The following is an 18,147-nucleotide window of genomic DNA, read 5'->3' as shown; positions in this document are numbered from 1 at the left end:
AAAAAACAAGAATCTAAGAATTACAATTTTAACTATTCTCATTTTAGAAATTGTTCTTTATGTACTTCTATATCTAGTCCAATTAGCATATAAATAACTGCATGCAATACATAATCCATGACCTTTGCCCAACCCCAGAGTTCCTGTTTTTTTAAATAAATCAAAACTTTAAAAATTCGGCCCAGGGTAATCCAAAAGTAACTAGATTTTAGTGCAATCTGAATTTTTTCATACAATAAAATCGGTGTTTCCAACTCTACACAATAATGAAATAAAGCAAAAATACACGCAACAGACATCCCATTTAAAATAAGTTCAATAAACAGCTTTATTGTTTCTTTCCTTTTATGCTTTATTCAAAATCAACTTCATCGTCAGCTATATCTTCCAGACGATTTACCTCTTTTCTATATTTCTCCAACGCTTTTTTACTCCTATCTCCATTTTAATGCCAGATACATAGTTAGAAGAAATGACATGCCAGATACCAACATTGCAAAATTTCTATCCTCCAGAATACTTTCATTATTCTTTTTTAGATTGTAATAATACTCTAAAAATATGAATATATAAAGAATGATATTTCCTATAAATAAAACGTTTATGATTTTCTCCATAATTCTTCTCCTATTCAGGACCATGCTCAATCTCAAATCGTTCCGTTGTAGTCGTAGGTTTTGGCCTTTGAGTCGTGGTCGTTTTTTTCTTTCTTGTCGTTGTGACTCTTTTCTTTCTTGTTGTCGTAGGTTTTGGCCTTTGAGTCGTGGTCGTTCTTGATCCTTGGTTTAAACGCCTGGTTGCCGCCGTATTGCTTACTGCGGCTTCTGTCGTAGATTGGCTGCTTGTTGTCTTTTGGATGTCTTCGGTCGTTGGTTTTAATTTCTTATTCTTCTTTTTTTCAGTTGGAACTTTTTCCGATGTTTTTTCTGCAGTAGATGGTACAACCGTAGATTGTTGCTCTTTGACTGCTTCTTTTATCTGTTCTTTCTTTTGGCTGGCAGAATAGGTCCGCAGTCCTGCAGCCACGATGCTTATCATGGCTAAGATTCCAACAAAGATCATCAGCCGTCTTTTTGTTAGATACCTTTCTTTCCATTTAGAAAGATTCGGCTTCGGAAGAGATGGCTTTGGAATCTGCATCTTTACCCTGGGCTTTTTGGTTGGTTTTGACTTTTTTACCTTTTGTGATCGCTCTTTCTTTTGTAAAAGTCTGACCCGCTTCATTTTCGCATCCGGAACCTGCAGATGCAGTTCCGGCAATAGATCAGCGTAAAACCGTTCCTGACCTGGCTGAAAAGGATTGTGAAACGCTGCTATGGTATAGGTTTGTTCCTGAAAATCAACTCTGATTTTTTTCCCTTCCAGATTGATCCGGAAGCGGTAGTCACATTTTTCAAACATCTTTTCTTTCTTTTCCTCTGTAACTCCAAAATCAAATAAATTAATCAACGCCTGGCCGATCACCAGGTTATGTAAGATTGGGATACCATCATACTCATACCCCTTCTCCGTCTTTAATAGCCCATACTTTAACGCAGCTTCTTCTAATCCAGACTCTTGGCCAACTTCTGTATAGACCAATAAACGTTCTTCCCTTTTGATACAATACAAAAGATTTAAGGTAAACCTTTTGGCAAGCTCAGGATCTTGATCTGTGATCACCCCTATCTTTTTCTGTTCTTGCTGCAGATTTACCTTTTTCCCAAAGATCATTGATTCCAGCCGTTCTTTTAAAAAGCCATCCGTATAAATTGTCTTACACTTCCCAGTGATTCTTTTCTCTTCTTTCTGAGAGGTGATATAAACAAATTTTGCCCGTGGAAAGCATTGGATGACTCCATCCATTTTAGAAGGATCATCAATCGCTTTTTCTTCAATGATGATCCACTCCGGATCCATAGCCATTAAATTTGCATACTCTTCCTTTAAGAAGAAATTCAGATCATATCTCCACTTGACATATTTATGTATGAACTCTTCGGAATTTTGCAGCAAATTTGAATAATCCTCACTTGTTAAAAAAACAATCATGATCCTTCCCTTTCTCTTTTATTTTTTCCTTCTTTCCCACTCATTTTGATATCGATACAAAAACTTTTGTTGAGATCTGTAAAATCGTATCATTGCTTTTATAAAACCTACAACGCTTATATTCGCTTCACTTTTCGTACACATTATAATTGATCCAACCACTCCGATTAAAATTGTTAATACAACAATGGCCGGATCCGGATACATCATATAAGCAATTGCAGCACTAATGATAAACAACATTGACAAGATGATGGAAGTATGCAATTCCTCTTGTCCAAACCCCGGAAAATATTCTTTCCTTGCTTTGACATAAGGTACATATAATTTTCCTTCCCTTTGTTTTTCTTCCATACCTTTTCCTTTCTATTGGTAGTATTTCACTATGATGTTTTTTAACGGAATGATGGTAACTGCAACAATCATAAAAATTAAGAGATTTCGGATTCTTTTTTTATTTGCATCCTTTGCATCTGGATCAAGAATACATTCTGTACATAACATTGCAATACGGACACCTCCGCCGACCTCAATTAATATTAAAAAATATTTTATTGCCTCATTGATTGTCCCCATTCCTTATCTCCTCATCACATTTCTAAGCATACTAATGGTATATAGCTTACTGCTAATACCTCCATTATTTCTTGTAATCAAAAGATCCTGCATTAATTTTGGAGTACCAAGAGCTGCTCCGACACAGGCGATTGCCCAAATAGGATGCAGTGTTAAACACAGGGCAATGGCAAAACGCAGCAAAATAATCTGTATGGTACATGTAAATCCCATTTGCAGAAACTTTTTAATTGTTACTTTGAAAACTCCCCCATCACTATCCATTAATCCTACACATGTAATCGACAGGCTGTATTTTAACACCATAAGCTCAAAGCCATTTTTAATAAAGAAGATATAGAGCACAAGAACCAATATAAGAAAAATCACAACGAAAAGAATCGTTGCCAACCCCCTTCCCAGTAATGTATCAATAATTCCCTGCTTGATTTGTTCGATTTCTCCCTTTGACGTAATTGCATTCACGACCTGGTTTGTAAATGATTTAAATACTCCCATAACCGGAGTGTATAGACTTAAAAAAGATACTGCGATTGCAATTGCCTGAAAAAATCCAGTGAGCAAGATCAGGGGATCATGATCTGGATCTCCATCTGACTGCATAATATAAATCATAAATCCTTTCTGTAGAAATTTCAGGACAATGAGTGCAAGTGCAAATTTTAAAATTGTATTATTTATTTTTGCAAATGAAATTCCCTCTAAGTGAAAATGGCTACTCATATATTTATCTGCATTAAGTACAATATCTAAGAGATCTACAAGAAATTCATTGATCTGCTTTACAAGATCTTTTGCAAGATCTTCAAAAAACCCTGAAATTCCATCTGTTATAAAGCTTGCGAGCATTTGACCTCCTTTTTATTTGTAATATGACAATACCGCTGATAAAGTTGATGTTACCAGTACCACACCAATGCAGCACACTAAAACGGTAATGGCTCTCTTCTTCCAGACTTTTGCATCCATTTCATCTGCCATTTTCATGCGCACCAAACAAAATGCAATCACAACGGTTCCAAGTAAACCACTGATTGCAATAATTTTGGGCCGCATATCTTTTAACAATTGTTCTGTTCCGGTAAAGCCTTTCCAGCTAGAAATTTTTCCAGCCCATGCAATCTGAATTGAATTAATAAAAATAAGAAGACTTGTGGCACAAGTCCCTGCCAATAGTTTCAATTTTTGTTTCATGTTTCCTCCTATTTCTTTGCAGCCTGTTTCGCTGCTTTTGCCTGTTCCTGTTGCTCGATCATAAGATCAATTTGTTCTTTCCAATACGTCCAAATGCCCCAGAGAGCCATCCTCTCATTATGTGGACGTTCGATTTTCTTTCGTTCTTTCTGGCTTTTTAAACGTAGCTTCTGATTATGCCTTTTGCTTCCTAAACCTAAAAATTCATTGAACGTCCATTTACTTAGGTCGGGTGCGTAAGTGATTGCCGGATATGCATCCGACATTACTAAAGAGTTCGGTCGTTTTATCTGTTTGACCTCTTCCGGAAACAGTAGCTTCCTTCCCGTTAGATTTGTGCTTTCCCCTCGATTACCTGACATTTTTAAGGAGCCTACTGGCTGATTGTTATTCAGTGAGTATGTTGATACCGTATAATCGCCAAGATCATTGGATATCTCTTTTCTTGTATCCTGATTAGGACTGCGAAGATAAATAGTGAGATCGCAGTTATCCTTGATGATCTGTGCAACTTCTTTTCCGTAAACGTAATCTAGCTGAGCATAAGACTGAATAAATAGATTATGCCGTATTCCTTTTCCGGTAAGAAAAGCCAGTTGGTTTGGAAGATTCGTGATCTTTGGCATATTCCCGATTTCATCATCAATGAAATTGAACCGGCGGTCCAGCCGACCACCCATCTTATCAGCCACAGCATCGATCTGATCCGATATTTGACGTAAGGTTAAAGCTGCCAGTGGAAAGTATGTCTTGTCTCTCGCCGGCAGGCAAAGATAAATGATAACTTTTTGTCCATTCATTAGAAGCTCTTCCAGGTCAAAATCACTTTTGCTGGTCATGTTATTAATGCTTGGCATAGTCAAAAGCCGAAGTGTCATAACGGCTGATACATAAAATGAAGCTCTTGTTTTAAACGCTGCTATGTTCGTTGCTGCCAATAGGATCCGTGATGGATGTGTTTCCGGAAGCGATTGAATATAAAAAACGAGAGGCATTGCCCCTCGGTATTCGGTACACATTTCCGTAATAAAGAAAAATACATTGGTCAGATTTTGGTATTCCGGATGATCCATGTTATCGTAGGCGACTGCCATAATACAGGCTGCCAGGGTGGAAGATTCTCCACTGTTCCACAACTTTTCTCCGTTCTCCGGAGGTTCTCCAACAAGCTGTGACACCAAATTCCATGTCTCGTATATCGCTTTCGATACATCATCTTCCTTTAATGCCTTTACAATTGGCCCTAAATAATCGTAACGGTCCGATTGATATGGATGAATAAAATCAATACAAATAGGAAGGTACCCTAACTTTTTAGCTTTTGGGGCTGTATAGTCATAGAGTTCTTGTTTCATGTCAATTGCAAAGATGTTTTCACCAGCAAGCATTAAATCGCAAATTGTCTGCAGGACATGATTTCTTGTTTTTCCTGCCCTTGTAGCTCCAAGGATAATCGCGTGAAGATCATCAATGATATGAAGGATTTTTTCAACCCCGTTTTTCATATCAATTTTTCCAACGACTAATCCTCCATCAGGATACAGTGGCTCGCCCCCTTCATAGTTTAAAATTTCCTTCTTCGATAGCATCTTAGAGTGAAATTCCTCTTCTATTTCCTCTTTTGTCAGCCATCTTTGAGTACCAAACTGGCCCTGGCCAGCTGGCACCGGTGTTTTTATGTTTTTTGTTACTTTCATTTGTTCACTTTTATAAGTATTCGTTTCCGAAAAAAACAGGATAAACCCTCCAAGTAAAAGTAACACAAAAAAGCTAAACGTAAACTGCAAGACAACCGGATCCTGTTGTAAAATTCTAATAATCTCATCTGGCCGTGTTACATATTTGATATGCTTCGGGTCCTTTAGAAAAGAATCTAAAAAAATTGATGCATATCCACAGACAAAGAAAAGTACCATTATACCAATGCATCCAGCAAAGAACAATAAAATTTTCTTTTTCAAATTTCCCAGTCCACTCCCTTTCCTTTTTCTCTCTCTTTTTGTCTTTCTTTTAAGTATTCAATGGAATCACCCCTTTCTCTTGTCTGATGAGGATAATCTCCCTGTTTTGGAGAACCAAAAAAACGGAGTAGATAATACAACATATCACTCCGTTTTACCTCTTCTATCGAGTCTGATACATAGGTACCTTTTTCGATTTTCTTTAATGTTTCTTTATTACTTTCAAATTTCTCTAAAAGGGCTTCTTTCGTATAAGCCTCTTTTGGATAAAAATTTCTATTTCTAACCGCCTGATGGCCAGGCTTTTGAAATGTGATATATTCGTGGGTATCATCCCAGCGAACATGATACTGCTGTTGCTCTAAAATTTGTATAAATTCCTCCTGACTCGTAGCTATCGCTGCAGCATCCCGGACGGCAAAGAAAGCTTCTCTCCGGTAAGCAGATGCTTCCTCTTTTACTTCCTCCGGGGTTCTTTGAAACCTCCTGGCATTTTCTTTGAAACATTCCTGAAAACGCTCCTTTGTATAAGCTTCTGGAGGTTCAAAACGCCAGTTCCTGACCGCTTTATGTTCTGAAGCGATAAAGGTAACATACTTCGGATTCCACTTTACTCTATATCCCTGTCGATTCATGAGTTGGATAAATTCTGACTGACTGGCAGCAACACGTAACGCCTGATCCACGGCCAGCTGAATTTCCCTCTTCCATGAAATCCCCTTTTGCTCGGCTTGCTTCTCAGTTTCACTTTTTCCCCTGTGAATCCGGGATCGATCAATGACGGATAATCCATATTTTTTACATAACTGATCACTATATCCTTTTAACTCTTCTAAATCCTCTTTACTACATTGCCATTTATAACCGGTTTCAAAGTTTACAGTATTTATAATAAAATGATTATGAATGTGATCTCGATCCAAATGAGTTGCATAGGATATTTGGAATCCCTGAAATTTTTGATGCTGCATCATCTCTTCTGCTATTTGAAACGCTGTTCCAGCATCTTCCTTAGAAAGCTCGTCCGGACGAAATGACTGAATAAAATGAATGCACATCCTTTTATCTGTTTTTCCCCAAGCCTGCTTGGTAAGCATAAATTCCTCATAGGCCCGATCCGGATTCAATAAATAGGTCCCTCCCCTTAGTTCTGGTTTTGTTTTCTCTAACTTATTGATATATACCAAAACCTTTTTCATTACTTCTTTTGAATTATAAGAAATTTCCCTTCCCTTTTTATCAGTGGCCGGTATAAAAATTGCCATTTCTACCCTCTCTCAATCTGTAATAATTGATCAAATATATCCTGCAGTAGCTGATTCGTCTCTTCTAAGTCTGCAACTAAGATCTGTCCCTCGTGAGCCAGTCTAGTGAGCTGGTTCAAGTTATTTCCTATTTTATATAACTGATATTGAACGTCTTTCAGGTCTTCTACTACTGTAATTTGACTTTCCAATGCCATCCGTCTTACATAAGAAGAAAAATTTTCATGCGCCTGACTGGCCTTTTTCTCAACCATTTCACATTCACTGTTTGAAAATCGAATGGATTTGGGGAATTTTACTTCTTTTTCATGCATTGTCTCATCTCCCAGTGCTCATATATCTGAACAAAAAAAACGCCTGATAAGCAAAGAGGTAAACTTACCAGACAAAGTATTATCATATTCATTTTTCCCTCCTCTATCCTAAGTTTTTTTCAATAACCAATTGTTCATTAAAATCCTTGTACTGAGTGTCCGGATGTTCTGCCCAAGTTTCAAACCCCTGTAATTGATATTCCTTTGCAAATCTTTCTGTCGCTGCTTTTCCCCATTTATCATTATCTAAATGGAAGATTAGCTTACGTATTTGAGGAAATCGTTTTAAATACGTCTCTATAGGAACATTTGCCAGACAACACAGTGCCAGATGATGATCCTTCCACAATTCCCTTCGATCCCATTTTATACATAAGGTTAAATAGCTCATTAGATCAATAGGTGCTTCATAAATGTGTAGAGTGTCTGTTGTTCCCTCCATACAGAACGTAAATCGCTTGTCACTACTTTCAACTTCTCCTTTAAAGGGATTGTTTGACACCGTACCTCGGATCGTACAGTGTCTGGCTACACCAAACTGATCATATCCAACAAAGACGCAGCTGTAATGTGTATTTTCATATAATTTTTTTGTCTTTACAAAATAGTCAACAATTCTGTGGTTGATCCCTCGCGTCTTGATCAGATAGGCGTAGACATGGCGATAATCTTGTGCTGCAGCTGGCAATTTGAATTCCTTCTTCACCTTCACTGTATTCGGCTGTCTTTCATGAATTGTATCCATATGATCATCGTTAAGAAGATACTTCATTGCCTGGACAAAATCATATCCAAGAATAAATTGCACCAATTGGATAGGCCCACCTCCATAAATTGTTTCTCCAGAGAGTTGTGCCGCAAAACAGTTCCATTGATTTCTATATTCATCAATATATAAACCCCCATAACCTGGCGCTTTATATGCATTTTTTTTCTTCTCCGTTTTTAAACCCAAATTTTTTACAAGTGATAGTATGCTAACTTCATTTGCCTTTTTTATTTCATCTTCAGAAAATTTTTTCTTTTTATACATCAAATCCCCCTTTTCTTAATTTTAATCATCAAGGCTACTTAGAAATATTAATGGTGGGATAAGATAAATGGTGATTTTATGGTTTTATAATATTTCTAAGCACCCTGGAGAACTAAAAAGGATCCGACACAAGTCGGATCCAGCTTTGTTTTTCTCTAATCAACTGTAAGGCCAGCGAGTCTGGCCAATTCTATAATAGAACTTTTTGAAACTTTCTTACCATTGTACTCAACAAGATCATCCATTTCACCTGTAAAGATGTCTGCTGGATTATACTTCTTCAATATAATTGTATCTTCATCAACGAAGATTTCAAGAGGATCCCTCTCATTCACATCCAGATTACGTCTCAACTCAATTGGTAGAGTGATACGTCCCAGTTCATCAAGCTTTCTTACAATACCTGTACTTTTCATTTTTGTTTTCCTCCTTTAGTTATATTTAACGAATTCACCACTAACATTATTATACCAATATTTAACCATTCTTCCAATTAGATTTCATTCCCCCTCTTGCCCTTCATGAAAATACATCTCTAGCGCCTTAATTATGATTTCTTCAACTTCCGCCTGTGGCTGTTCAGGTCGGAAGTATTTCTTAAATACTTTTTTGTTCATTTTATAGCTATTCTGCTTTTTTCGAGGTTTCAATGTACCTTCTATAATTTTTAGCATTGTATCTGCATTCAGTTTTCCTTTTTGATAGTAGGAAGCGAGGCTTTGTGCTGTTTTTGTATCTAATTTTTTATTCTTATTTTCTAAATAGAAAAAGAGCTGCTCTTGCAGCTCCTCTGGAAACTCTACTACTTCCAATCCAGAAACAACCGGTAACAATTTATTATCCAGCAATTTTTTTAGATTAGATGTTAATTTGTAAAGTTTTAAATACCGAGTGATGGTTGATCTACTCAGATTAAATTCTTTTGCTGCAGAAATTTTTTCCGAATTCTCTTCAAGATCCGTCCTCCGGCCCTGGGATTTTAAAGCTTCATGTCGGCGATAAATCAAGTCAATTTTCTCAGACTCTGTAAAATGTTCCAGTCCCTTTTCCAAATTGGACTCAATGAAAATCAATTCTGCCTGGGTATCATCATAATCTTTTACAATACATGGAACAGTGTCTAAATCCGCTAGAACAGCACCATCTCTTCGGTTATGTCCAGCTAAAATTTCATAAACACCATTTTCTATCGGTCTTATTAAAATAGGCTGGAGAATCCCATTATCTTTAATTGAATCCGCCAAATCTTGTAGGTCCTGATCATTATATCGTTTTTTACCTATATCACTTTTCCGATAATCTACAAGTCTATCTGGAGAAATATGAACAATTCCACTTTCATTTTTATTTTCTTCTTTTACGTCTACGTCATCTTGGGCATCATTAAGCCCAAAAATATTATCTATGCTTTTTAGTTCATTATTAAACATTTTTTAGCACCTCCAGAGCCAACCTCTGATAAGCTTCTGCAGCTTTATTTTTATTGTTAAATTCTCTTATAGTTTTTCCCTGTCTGATTGCTGTACCCACGTCAATGCTTCTAGGGATTCTAGTGGTATAAATATTTAACCTTCCGTATACGTTTTCTACCAAGCTGATCATTTCTTTGGCCAGTCTTGTTTGTTCTTGTACCATTGTAAAAAGAATTCCTTCTATCTGCAGTCCTGGGTTTAACTTTCTTTTCGTCTTTGCTACCGATCCTAATAACTGTTCCAGACCCTTGGCACTCAAAAATTCTGCAGATGCTGGTATCAAAACACTATCGGCCGCTGTAAGAGCATTCACCGTTAACATCCCTAGTGATGGTCCACAGTCTATTAAAATATAATCATATCCTTTTTTATAATTTTGAAGAATGTTTTTTAAAATCATCTCCCGGCAGGTTGTATTGATTAAGGCTATCTCCACTGCTGAAAGTGTTATGTTAGCCGGAATTAAATCTACATAATCCAATTCCAACACAATATTCTTTTTTTCTGGAAGTTCCTGATCATTCATTTCCGCCAGCATTAACTCACTTACACTTGGGATTTCCTCATCACGTACTCCCAAACCAATGGATAAACTTCCTTGAGGATCAAAATCCACTAGAAGTACATTTTTATGACGTTTGGCCAACTCTGTACCTAAATTAATGGTTGTCGTGGTTTTGCCAACACCGCCCTTTTGGTTTACAATTGCAATAATTTTCTCTTTCATACCTTTTCTCCTTTGATATAGAGTTCATATTTTTCTCTTTCATAATTAATATGGGCAGCTGCAGCTGCCCAATGAAAGAGAAGCCCGTTTTGAAAGGGTCGATGGCCCAACCCTGAATTATTAAAAACTTTTATTTTTCCAGATCATCTAAAATCTTAATTTTTAATATTTCCAGAATTTCTTTATCCATCCTATTTCCCTCCTAAATTTAGTATAAAAAAAGAACCATTGATTTTTTCAATGATTCTGCAACCGCATATTCTCGCTGTTTTAAGTTGTATGGTCCGTATCTACGGACCACTGAATGACTTCATAGTTTAACTGTCTGGCCGTTTTCACCACATTTTCATCATAGTCTCCGTAGGGAGGCCGGAAAAGTTCCATCTGCTCTCCTGTCACGGCCTGGACTTTGCTGTGAGCCCCCAGAATCTCTTTTTTCTGCTCATCAGAAGACAATCTGGTCATATATTTGTGGTTATCCCCATGGTTGCCAATGTCATGGCCTGCTTTGGCAATCTTCTTTACATCCGCAGGAAACCGCTGCACCCAGTCGCCGGAAAAAAAGAAGGTTGCTTTCACATTTTCTTTTTTTAAGATTTTGAGAACCTGGTTGATGTCCTCATTTCCCCACGCTGTATCAAAGGTGAGGCTGATTTCCTTCTTTTTTGTATCCACACAGTAAATCGGAAGTTCCTTATTCTCTGCAGGATTTAAGATCCTCACATTTTGATTCCAGACAGAAAGGGCCGCATTGCCCCCGCCAAGCAATGACAGCCCTAAAACAACGATGCAGATAAAACCCGTGATCAGATTTTTCTTATTCACTCTGTCCATCCCCTGTTCGACTTCTATGTACTATTTATATGGAATAGGAGATTGTCTCATTCTGATTTCCTTGACATGACCTTTTCTTAAAGGTATTCTGATAAGAGCGGTGAAACCTGTAAACTGTAAAAAAGAAAGGATGTGAGAGTATGGAATCACCCCGAAGTCAATACGGCATGAATAAAAATTCCAAACCTCCCGCGTACTTTTTCTTAAATACAGGGAGAGGGTTTTTGTTCATGTTTTAATCTTCAGAATTTCATATAAAAGGAGAAAGAAACATGAGAGAAGAAAATATCAGAGCTCTGCTCATGAGGCGGGAATATCCTGCCTTAAAAGTTGTGCTTAATTCTATGAACAACGTAGATTTAGCATCATTATTAGAAAATTTTACAGAAAAAGAATATACGATCCTGTTCCGTCTGATCCAAAAGGAGAAGGCGGCAGAAGTATTCACAGAGATGTCATCTCCCATGCAGGAAACTTTGATCAATGCGTTTACCCGCTCTGAGATCAAAGAACTGTTTGATGATATGTACATGGATGATACGGTGGATATCATCGAAGAAATGCCTGCCAATGTAGTAGAACAGATTTTGGACGTGACTGACAGAGAAACACGGCAGATCATCAACCGTCTCTTAAAATATCCGGAAGACAGTGCGGGAAGCATCATGACAGTGGAATATGTGGACCTGAAAAAAAACATGACTGTCGAACAGGCACTGAAAAAGATTAAACGGGTTGGCATTGACCAGGAGACCATTTATACATGCTACGTGATCGAACAGAAACGGCTTCTTGGGATCGTGACGGCCAAGAGCCTTTTGCTTAATGAAAGTAATGTTCTCATAAAGGACATTATGGAGACAAATCTAATCTACGTGAATACCCATGAGGACAAAGAAAATGTCAGCAAACTGTTCCATAAATACGGCCTTCTGGCAATCCCTGTGGTAGACTTTGAACACTGCATGGTAGGCATCGTGACTTTCGATGATGCCATGGAAGTCTGGCAGGATGAGGTGGAAGAGGACATGTCCATCATGGCGGCTATGCAGCCCAATGAGGAATCCTATTTCGGCACCTCTGTCATCAGCCATGCTAAACACAGAATCTTATGGCTGCTTTTCCTCATGCTGTCCGCAACCATTACCGGAGCCATTATCACGAAATATGAGAATGCTTTTCAGACTCTTCCCCTGCTCGTATCCTTCATTCCAATGCTGATGGACACCGGAGGAAACTGTGGTTCCCAGAGTTCAACCCTGATCATCCGCGGAATTGCCGTCGATGAGATCCGGTTCCATGATCTTTTTAAAGTTGTATTTAAAGAATTCCGGGTGGCTGTTTTAGTTGGCTTTGTTCTGGCTGCAGTCAATGGACTGCGTATCATGCTCATGTACCACAGTCTCAGAATGGCCGTGCTTATCGGGCTTTCCCTCATAGCCACCATCATTCTTGCAAAAATCGCAGGCTGCTGTCTGCCTCTGCTGGCAAAAAAGATCGGTCTGGACCCGGCCATCATGGCGGCTCCCCTGATCACCACCCTGGTAGACACCTGCTCCATCTTGATATATTTTAATATTGCAACCCATCTGTTTTCGCTCTGAACACAGATACATAAACGGCTGCGAGACCGCCCGATTAAACTGTGGTCCCGCAGCCGTTCCGATTCTTCTCTTCTTTTGCTGCTTTTCATTTATGCTCTGACAGCTTTTAAAAAGTACTTATTAAATAACTCCAGCTGATCGTACACAATGCCGTGTCCGCTTTCGTCCAGCTGAATCAGCTTGGAACCGCAGATTTCATCATGCTGTATCCTCACCAGATCATTCGACACCACTACATCCTTTTTCCCGTGAATGATCCATGTCGGCACATGGACGGCCTGCAAGTCCTCTCTTCCGTCTTCATCTCTCAGGGAAACTGCAGCCCGGACCGTTCCAAGTCCAGAAGCGGAAAGTGCGATCTGTTCAAACCAATTCACTGCCGGTTCAGACTGAGGACCTGCAAACAGCTGCTCATGACTGAAATTAAAGCAGAGCTGAGGCCTGTCAGTTTCCGCCAGTTCGATCAGTTCATTGACATATTCTCTTGTCAGTCCATACGGAAAGTCTCTTCTTTTTGTCCATGATGGAGCTGCGGCTGCCAAAAGAATCAGTTTTTTAACTCCAAACCCTTTAAATTTTCTCATATATCTAAGGACAATCGCGCCGCCCATTGAAAAACCTGTAAGAGTAAAATTCTTAAGTTTCAGTCTTCTGATCACCTGATAGATATCCTGGGACATTTGATCATATGAATAGCCGAAGGACGGGGCGTCAGAATTTCCAAAGCCTCTCAGATCCAGTGTCACCACCCGGTAACCCTGCCTACATAAAAGTTCCGTCTGGTATTCATACATCAGATGGGATAAAGGCCATCCGTGAATTAAAACGACAGTCTCCTCCCCAAAGGGATTGTAGTCATAGACTGCAATCTTTATTCCATCCGTTGATCTCACATAAAACAAATCACAGCCTCCTTATTTTTTGACCACCAGGGTATCATAGCCTCGCTGCTTCAGCTCATTTTCCAATTGGACTGCTTCATCCAGCGTTCTGAATTCTCCAAGCTGTACGGCATAATATGGCTCCTCATACACGATATCTCCGTCAAAGCCCTGAGCCAGCGCTTCATTCAGCGCGTACTGCGCATTGGAGAAATTGCGGTACAGTCCGATCTGCACCCGGTAGGTGCTGCCAAGCTCCTGTTGTCCTGATCCAATCGTGTCAACAATCCCGTCTGCAATGGCATTTGCAATGTCGTTAAATCTTGAATCGAAAAGCTCATTATCTTTTACCGTATTGATGAAGCCAGCCTCGATCAATATTGCAGGGATATTCGTCCGTCTGAGAACCGCAAGTCCCGGCCGCTCCTTGACTCCCAGGTCATTAAATCCAACCTCGCTTAATCTGCGGTTTACATTCCTGGCCATCTCGGCCTTAATACCGCTGTCGTTGTAAACCAGAGTCTCCACTCCGCTGTATGTGTTGGGAAGCGGGCTTGAGTTTCTGTGTATAGAGACAAAGTAATCGGCCCCGCTCTCATTTCCGATTCTGGCCTTCTCAATCGGAGACTGATAGACATCGGTCTGTCTCGTATACTGTACCGGGACTCCCTTATCTCTCAGCGCCTGACCCACTGCCAGAGTCAGTCTTAATGTATCGTCTTTTTCCCTTCTTCCATTAAACTGGGCACCATTGTCATAACCGCCGTGCCCGGCATCCAAAATTACGCCTGCCATAAAATTCCTCAAATCAACTTTCTTTTGCTAATATATGCAGACAGTCATAAAAAGTGTCCTGAAAAATACAATCAAACATAAAATAATGCATCCAGTGCGTCATATTTGATGGCATTATAAATCCGAACAGCGAATTCTTTCCCCTCTCTTTGAAAATATTGTTTCCAAGGCTCCATTCCGGCCCTTTGTACGATAAACCCGATCATTTCCTGTAATTTATCCTCTATCGTTTCTGCCGGGTCACCTGAAAAATATTTCCGTACCTCTTCTGTATCTGTTCCCGTCAAGGTTAAATCCGTAAGCTGTTTTTTTGAAATCAGACATCCGAGAGATTGGAGCAGGACCAGAGAACATATATTTTCCATATAATCAACGTCCTGCTTTCTTTCCACATGCCTTAGGAGAGCTGTGATGATGCGGCTGTCGAAACATCTTAAAAGTCTCTGTTCTCACTCTGCGCCACATAAATATTCATAAATAAGCCTTATCCCGCTTTTCTTCCCATACCTGTTCATCGTTGGATAATCCAGTGTCAGGATATGATCCTGAGGACAGAATCTGGCATCATAGCGCAGAAAAAACTGCGGCATGCCGCTGACTATTGTATCCCTGTAATTGACGCATCTATTACCTTTTCATACCCAATGCTGTACGCCTCCTCCGCACGAAGGCCCCTTTTGGACCGCAGCGCTCCTCCGTAAGATTCTTCGCACAGGCCGATACAATATATAACTGCCTCCATCAGCATCTGTGCCGTCTCATAGGTGACAGAACTGCTTTCTTTTTTTAGACTTTCATTCCTCCCCGCGATCAATTCTCTCGCCTGTTCTTTTGACAGACTCAGCCCAAATCTCCCATCTGTCTTCTCGCTGCACGCTTCAATGACTCTTAGTTCCTCTACTGCCGCCGCTTTAGGATCACAAGTCTTGAAAAATTCGTCATTTTATGGTAATATAGTATTAGAAAAAGGAGCAGATATGCGTATATCTGCTCCTTTTTGATTCTTTCATCTTATTCCTTATTCGAAAATTCCTCCAATTCCAGCCTGCGGATCTGGCTTCGTTTGAGTCTCTTCATTTCTTTTATCTCCGGGTCTGAACTTCCCTTTAAATATCCGATCTGTTCAATCAGAAGTTCCCCCTCCGTCAGTGTCAGAACATAATCATTGGCCAGCCGCTCGCCGGAAGGATCAGACAACAGATGAGAGACCGCATTAGAAATGGCATTTGCGATCGCCTGTTTGTTTGAAATCTCTTGATAAGCTTTTAACACAATCGGCATATAATTCACCTCACGCCATTTAAAAATTTTTAATTGGAATCTCTTTCAGTTTTGAAATAGTAGCGTACATAATTTTCTTACATTTATCAAATTCTTCTTTCGTCACTGTATAAAAATCGTCGCCGGGATATCTGGCATCATAATAAAAATCTGTCAAATAGGCCAGACCCACTGTATCCAGCTTTAAATCCGGCTTCCACTGATTCATTCTGACTGCAATCTTTTTCATATTATGCTTTCTTAATAAGTCCGAAACATCTTCATCTAAAAAGCACAATTCCAGGTAGCCTTTCAGAAATTTCTCTGTTACCTGCTGACACTGTACTGCAAGCTGATTATAGAAAGTACTCCCCACAGCGAGGATAGATTCAAGATACTCCAAGTCATTTTTTGCAATGTCCAGGTAGTTATTTTTAATCATTTCATCACCTCCAGTATTAACTTTTTATCTCTGTTCAATATTCTCTTAAAAATAGTATTTTCCTTTATGGACTCCTCGTTGGTATAGACTACATCCGTGGATATACCGGATATCTCATCATCTAAGGTCCATCTGATATCCGCCGCCAATGCCCTGTCTTCCAATTTTTGTTCTGTAAATATAAGCAGGTCTATATCACTGCCATTTCGGATATTTCCCCGCGCACAGCTGCCGAATAAGTACACTCCTTTTAAACCGGGAATATCAGCTTTTATCAAATAGTCAAGATCCGATTCAATTTTATCAACAAAACGCTTGGGCAAATGCTCATAATTTTCCCGGTAAATCTTTATCTTTGTCATCATTATATACTTTCCCCCGTCTCTTTACAATCTTTCTCCCGCTCCACAATTCCTTTTTCCTTCCACTTGCCGCTTCGATATCTCAAGGTTCCGATCGTAAATGCCGCAGCCCATCCGATCGGGATAGACCACCAGATTCCGGACGCTCCCAGAAAATGAGCCAGGATATAAGCAAATACTACCCTGCATCCGAAATTGCAGAGGGTGCTCGCCATAAATACACCCACATCTCCTGATCCACGGAGAACCGCATTTACCACATTCATAAGTCCCATCAGTGCATAAAACACAGATACGACCCTTAAATAATCCACACCTATGGCAATGACTCCGGCATTGGACGTCTCATCCACAAACTGGGCAACCAGCACATCCCCCTTAAAAAACAGAATTCCCGTAATGACAGCCGCGATGCCTGCTGCCATGAGCCTTCCCGCTCTCAGCCCTTCTCTGATCCGTTCCGGTTTTTCCGCCCCGATATTCTGCGCCGTAAACGTAGACACTGCATTCCCCACATTTACCATCGGCATGATCGCAATCGAGTCAATCTTCGTAGCCGCCGTATATCCTGCAAGCACCACAGATCCGAAACTGTTGACAAGACTTTGTACAAACACCATGCCGAACGAGACGATAGACTGCTGCACCATAGACGGTACTGCAATCCGTCCCATCTGGACAAGGATCTTTCGGTCAAATAAAACCGGCTTTTTTTCTGTCTCTATCTTCTTAAGACGGAACAGCAGATTGATAAACGAAATGACTGCCGCCAGCCCCTGTGCGATCAGAGTTGCCCATGCAACCCCGGTCACTCCCATCTGAAGCCGGATCACAAAATACAAATCCAGCACAATATTCAAAATTGAAGAGCCTGCCAGAAAATAAAGAGGAATTTTTGACGCGCCAAGTGCATTATAAACCGCATTTAAAGTATTATACATAAATAAAAACACAAGGCCGAACATATAGATTCTCAGATAATTGGCGGCATCCCGGTAAATATCCGCCGGTGTCCTCATCAATACGAGGATTCCTCCTGTACCGGCCACACCGATAATCATTAAAATCAGTCCCAACACAAATGTGGAAATTAAGGCCGTATAGATCGCCGTCATCATCCGGTCCTGATCCTTTGCCCCGAACAGCTGAGAAATGACAACAGAATAACCGATGCTGGAACCGGTCGCAACTGCTACAAATAAAAAAACAATGGCCGTCGATGCTCCGACGGCGGCAAGTGCCTGTGCACCGACGAATCTTCCCACTACCATAGAATCAATAATATTATAAAGCTGCTGAAATAAATTGCCCAGCACAATGGGAACCGCAAAGAAAAATAACTTCTTTGCGGGATTTCCTACACTCATGTCATTGGTCAGCTGTTCCTTCATCTTTC

General features: G+C 39.8%; 21 protein-coding genes and 1 pseudogene. 1 reads left to right on the top strand and 21 read right to left on the bottom strand.

Going from position 1 to position 18,147, the window contains the following annotated elements; genetic code table 11:
• Nucleotides 1–627 precede the first annotated feature (627 nt).
• From P8F77_RS06130 to P8F77_RS06070, 13 genes are all read right to left on the bottom strand, one after another.
• Nucleotides 628–2,031, bottom strand: coding sequence for a hypothetical protein (locus P8F77_RS06130; protein WP_129700563.1), 1,404 nt, complete (start codon nt 2,029–2,031; stop codon nt 628–630).
• An 18-nt stretch (nt 2,032–2,049) separates the two neighbouring features.
• Nucleotides 2,050–2,385 carry a hypothetical protein gene (locus P8F77_RS06125; RefSeq protein ID WP_129700565.1) on the bottom strand — a complete coding sequence of 112 codons (336 nt, stop codon included), beginning with the start codon at nt 2,383–2,385 and terminating at the stop codon, nt 2,050–2,052.
• A 12-nt stretch (nt 2,386–2,397) separates the two neighbouring features.
• Nucleotides 2,398–2,607, bottom strand: coding sequence for a hypothetical protein (locus tag P8F77_RS06120; RefSeq protein ID WP_129700567.1), 210 nt, complete (start codon nt 2,605–2,607; stop codon nt 2,398–2,400).
• A 3-nt stretch (nt 2,608–2,610) separates the two neighbouring features.
• On the bottom strand, nt 2,611–3,456 hold the full coding sequence (locus P8F77_RS06115; protein WP_129700569.1) for a conjugal transfer protein TrbL family protein: 846 nt from the start codon (nt 3,454–3,456) through the stop codon (nt 2,611–2,613).
• A gap of 12 nt (nt 3,457–3,468) precedes the next feature.
• Nucleotides 3,469–3,801 (bottom strand): hypothetical protein, encoded by a 333-nt coding sequence (locus P8F77_RS06110; protein ID WP_129700571.1) that lies wholly within the window; start codon nt 3,799–3,801, stop codon nt 3,469–3,471.
• A gap of 8 nt (nt 3,802–3,809) precedes the next feature.
• On the bottom strand, nt 3,810–5,762 hold the full coding sequence (locus P8F77_RS06105) for a type IV secretory system conjugative DNA transfer family protein (protein WP_129700573.1): 1,953 nt from the start codon (nt 5,760–5,762) through the stop codon (nt 3,810–3,812).
• A complete protein-coding gene (locus P8F77_RS06100) occupies nt 5,759–7,027 on the bottom strand; it encodes a relaxase/mobilization nuclease domain-containing protein (protein ID WP_129700575.1) in 1,269 nt (422 codons plus the stop codon). Before P8F77_RS06100 ends, P8F77_RS06105 begins: the two co-directional genes overlap by 4 nt.
• Before the next feature lie 2 nt (nt 7,028–7,029).
• The gene (locus P8F77_RS06095; protein ID WP_129700577.1) at nt 7,030–7,341 is read right to left on the bottom strand and encodes a MobC family plasmid mobilization relaxosome protein; all 312 of its coding nucleotides are present in this window, start codon (nt 7,339–7,341) and stop codon (nt 7,030–7,032) included.
• Nucleotides 7,342–7,444: 103 nt separating this feature from the next.
• The gene (locus P8F77_RS06090; RefSeq protein WP_129700579.1) at nt 7,445–8,374 is read right to left on the bottom strand and encodes a DUF3991 and TOPRIM domain-containing protein; all 930 of its coding nucleotides are present in this window, start codon (nt 8,372–8,374) and stop codon (nt 7,445–7,447) included.
• 155 nt (nt 8,375–8,529) lie between these two features.
• Nucleotides 8,530–8,790: an AbrB/MazE/SpoVT family DNA-binding domain-containing protein gene (locus tag P8F77_RS06085; RefSeq protein WP_129700581.1), complete on the bottom strand. Its 261-nt coding sequence runs from the start codon at nt 8,788–8,790 to the stop codon at nt 8,530–8,532.
• A gap of 84 nt (nt 8,791–8,874) precedes the next feature.
• On the bottom strand, nt 8,875–9,804 hold the full coding sequence (locus P8F77_RS06080) for a ParB/RepB/Spo0J family partition protein (protein WP_129700583.1): 930 nt from the start codon (nt 9,802–9,804) through the stop codon (nt 8,875–8,877).
• Entirely contained in the window at nt 9,797–10,573 is a 777-nt protein-coding gene (locus P8F77_RS06075; RefSeq protein WP_129700585.1) for a ParA family protein, read from the bottom strand. Before P8F77_RS06075 ends, P8F77_RS06080 begins: the two co-directional genes overlap by 8 nt.
• 270 nt (nt 10,574–10,843) lie before the next feature.
• The gene (locus P8F77_RS06070) at nt 10,844–11,398 is read right to left on the bottom strand and encodes a polysaccharide deacetylase family protein (protein ID WP_233441517.1); all 555 of its coding nucleotides are present in this window, start codon (nt 11,396–11,398) and stop codon (nt 10,844–10,846) included.
• A gap of 281 nt (nt 11,399–11,679) precedes the next feature.
• Between P8F77_RS06070 and mgtE the strand changes: the two genes are divergently transcribed.
• Nucleotides 11,680–13,011 (top strand): magnesium transporter, encoded by a 1,332-nt coding sequence (gene mgtE, locus P8F77_RS06065; protein WP_287518793.1) that lies wholly within the window; start codon nt 11,680–11,682, stop codon nt 13,009–13,011.
• A gap of 89 nt (nt 13,012–13,100) precedes the next feature.
• On the opposite strand, the gene P8F77_RS06060 is transcribed toward mgtE, so the two are convergent.
• The 8 genes and pseudogenes from P8F77_RS06060 to P8F77_RS06025 all read right to left on the bottom strand — a co-directional run bounded on the left by P8F77_RS06060 (nt 13,101) and on the right by P8F77_RS06025 (nt 18,142).
• Nucleotides 13,101–13,904: an alpha/beta hydrolase gene (locus tag P8F77_RS06060; protein WP_330625646.1), complete on the bottom strand. Its 804-nt coding sequence runs from the start codon at nt 13,902–13,904 to the stop codon at nt 13,101–13,103.
• 21 nt (nt 13,905–13,925) lie between these two features.
• Nucleotides 13,926–14,687, bottom strand: coding sequence for an N-acetylmuramoyl-L-alanine amidase (locus P8F77_RS06055; protein ID WP_024728106.1), 762 nt, complete (start codon nt 14,685–14,687; stop codon nt 13,926–13,928).
• Nucleotides 14,688–14,758: 71 nt separating this feature from the next.
• Nucleotides 14,759–15,277: pseudogene (locus P8F77_RS06050) on the bottom strand (DUF6179 domain-containing protein).
• An 8-nt stretch (nt 15,278–15,285) separates the two neighbouring features.
• The gene (locus P8F77_RS06045; RefSeq protein ID WP_287518811.1) at nt 15,286–15,501 is read right to left on the bottom strand and encodes a DUF6179 domain-containing protein; all 216 of its coding nucleotides are present in this window, start codon (nt 15,499–15,501) and stop codon (nt 15,286–15,288) included.
• Nucleotides 15,502–15,698: 197 nt separating this feature from the next.
• Nucleotides 15,699–15,968 carry a hypothetical protein gene (locus tag P8F77_RS06040; protein WP_235824533.1) on the bottom strand — a complete coding sequence of 90 codons (270 nt, stop codon included), beginning with the start codon at nt 15,966–15,968 and terminating at the stop codon, nt 15,699–15,701.
• A 19-nt stretch (nt 15,969–15,987) separates the two neighbouring features.
• Nucleotides 15,988–16,389, bottom strand: coding sequence for a HEPN domain-containing protein (locus P8F77_RS06035; RefSeq protein ID WP_287518814.1), 402 nt, complete (start codon nt 16,387–16,389; stop codon nt 15,988–15,990).
• Nucleotides 16,386–16,754 (bottom strand): nucleotidyltransferase domain-containing protein, encoded by a 369-nt coding sequence (locus P8F77_RS06030; RefSeq protein ID WP_024728108.1) that lies wholly within the window; start codon nt 16,752–16,754, stop codon nt 16,386–16,388. The genes P8F77_RS06035 and P8F77_RS06030 overlap by 4 nt, the downstream gene beginning before the upstream one ends.
• Nucleotides 16,754–18,142, bottom strand: coding sequence for an MATE family efflux transporter (locus tag P8F77_RS06025; protein ID WP_287518817.1), 1,389 nt, complete (start codon nt 18,140–18,142; stop codon nt 16,754–16,756). Before P8F77_RS06025 ends, P8F77_RS06030 begins: the two co-directional genes overlap by 1 nt.
• Nucleotides 18,143–18,147 lie beyond the last annotated feature (5 nt).

The sequence above is a fragment of the Anaerostipes sp. PC18 genome (assembly GCF_039789045.1).
GTDB classification, from domain to species: Bacteria; Bacillota; Clostridia; order Lachnospirales; family Lachnospiraceae; genus Anaerostipes; species Anaerostipes hominis.
This window is presented reverse-complemented; position numbering and strand designations above follow the sequence as displayed.

Coding starts and splice junctions, on each gene's coding strand:
- P8F77_RS06130 (WP_129700563.1), bottom strand. CDS start 2,031: ATGATTGTTTTTTTAACAAGTGAGGATTATTCAAATTTGCTGCAAAAT.
- P8F77_RS06125 (WP_129700565.1), bottom strand. CDS start 2,385: ATGGAAGAAAAACAAAGGGAAGGAAAATTATATGTACCTTATGTCAAA.
- P8F77_RS06120 (WP_129700567.1), bottom strand. CDS start 2,607: ATGGGGACAATCAATGAGGCAATAAAATATTTTTTAATATTAATTGAG.
- P8F77_RS06115 (WP_129700569.1), bottom strand. CDS start 3,456: ATGCTCGCAAGCTTTATAACAGATGGAATTTCAGGGTTTTTTGAAGAT.
- P8F77_RS06110 (WP_129700571.1), bottom strand. CDS start 3,801: ATGAAACAAAAATTGAAACTATTGGCAGGGACTTGTGCCACAAGTCTT.
- P8F77_RS06100 (WP_129700575.1), bottom strand. CDS start 7,027: ATGGCAATTTTTATACCGGCCACTGATAAAAAGGGAAGGGAAATTTCT.
- P8F77_RS06095 (WP_129700577.1), bottom strand. CDS start 7,341: ATGCATGAAAAAGAAGTAAAATTCCCCAAATCCATTCGATTTTCAAAC.
- P8F77_RS06090 (WP_129700579.1), bottom strand. CDS start 8,374: ATGTATAAAAAGAAAAAATTTTCTGAAGATGAAATAAAAAAGGCAAAT.
- P8F77_RS06085 (WP_129700581.1), bottom strand. CDS start 8,790: ATGAAAAGTACAGGTATTGTAAGAAAGCTTGATGAACTGGGACGTATC.
- P8F77_RS06080 (WP_129700583.1), bottom strand. CDS start 9,804: ATGTTTAATAATGAACTAAAAAGCATAGATAATATTTTTGGGCTTAAT.
- P8F77_RS06075 (WP_129700585.1), bottom strand. CDS start 10,573: ATGAAAGAGAAAATTATTGCAATTGTAAACCAAAAGGGCGGTGTTGGC.
- mgtE (WP_287518793.1), top strand. CDS start 11,680: ATGAGAGAAGAAAATATCAGAGCTCTGCTCATGAGGCGGGAATATCCT.
- P8F77_RS06055 (WP_024728106.1), bottom strand. CDS start 14,687: ATGGCAGGCGTAATTTTGGATGCCGGGCACGGCGGTTATGACAATGGT.
- P8F77_RS06040 (WP_235824533.1), bottom strand. CDS start 15,968: ATGCCGATTGTGTTAAAAGCTTATCAAGAGATTTCAAACAAACAGGCG.
- P8F77_RS06035 (WP_287518814.1), bottom strand. CDS start 16,389: ATGATTAAAAATAACTACCTGGACATTGCAAAAAATGACTTGGAGTAT.
- P8F77_RS06030 (WP_024728108.1), bottom strand. CDS start 16,754: ATGATGACAAAGATAAAGATTTACCGGGAAAATTATGAGCATTTGCCC.
- P8F77_RS06025 (WP_287518817.1), bottom strand. CDS start 18,142: ATGAAGGAACAGCTGACCAATGACATGAGTGTAGGAAATCCCGCAAAG.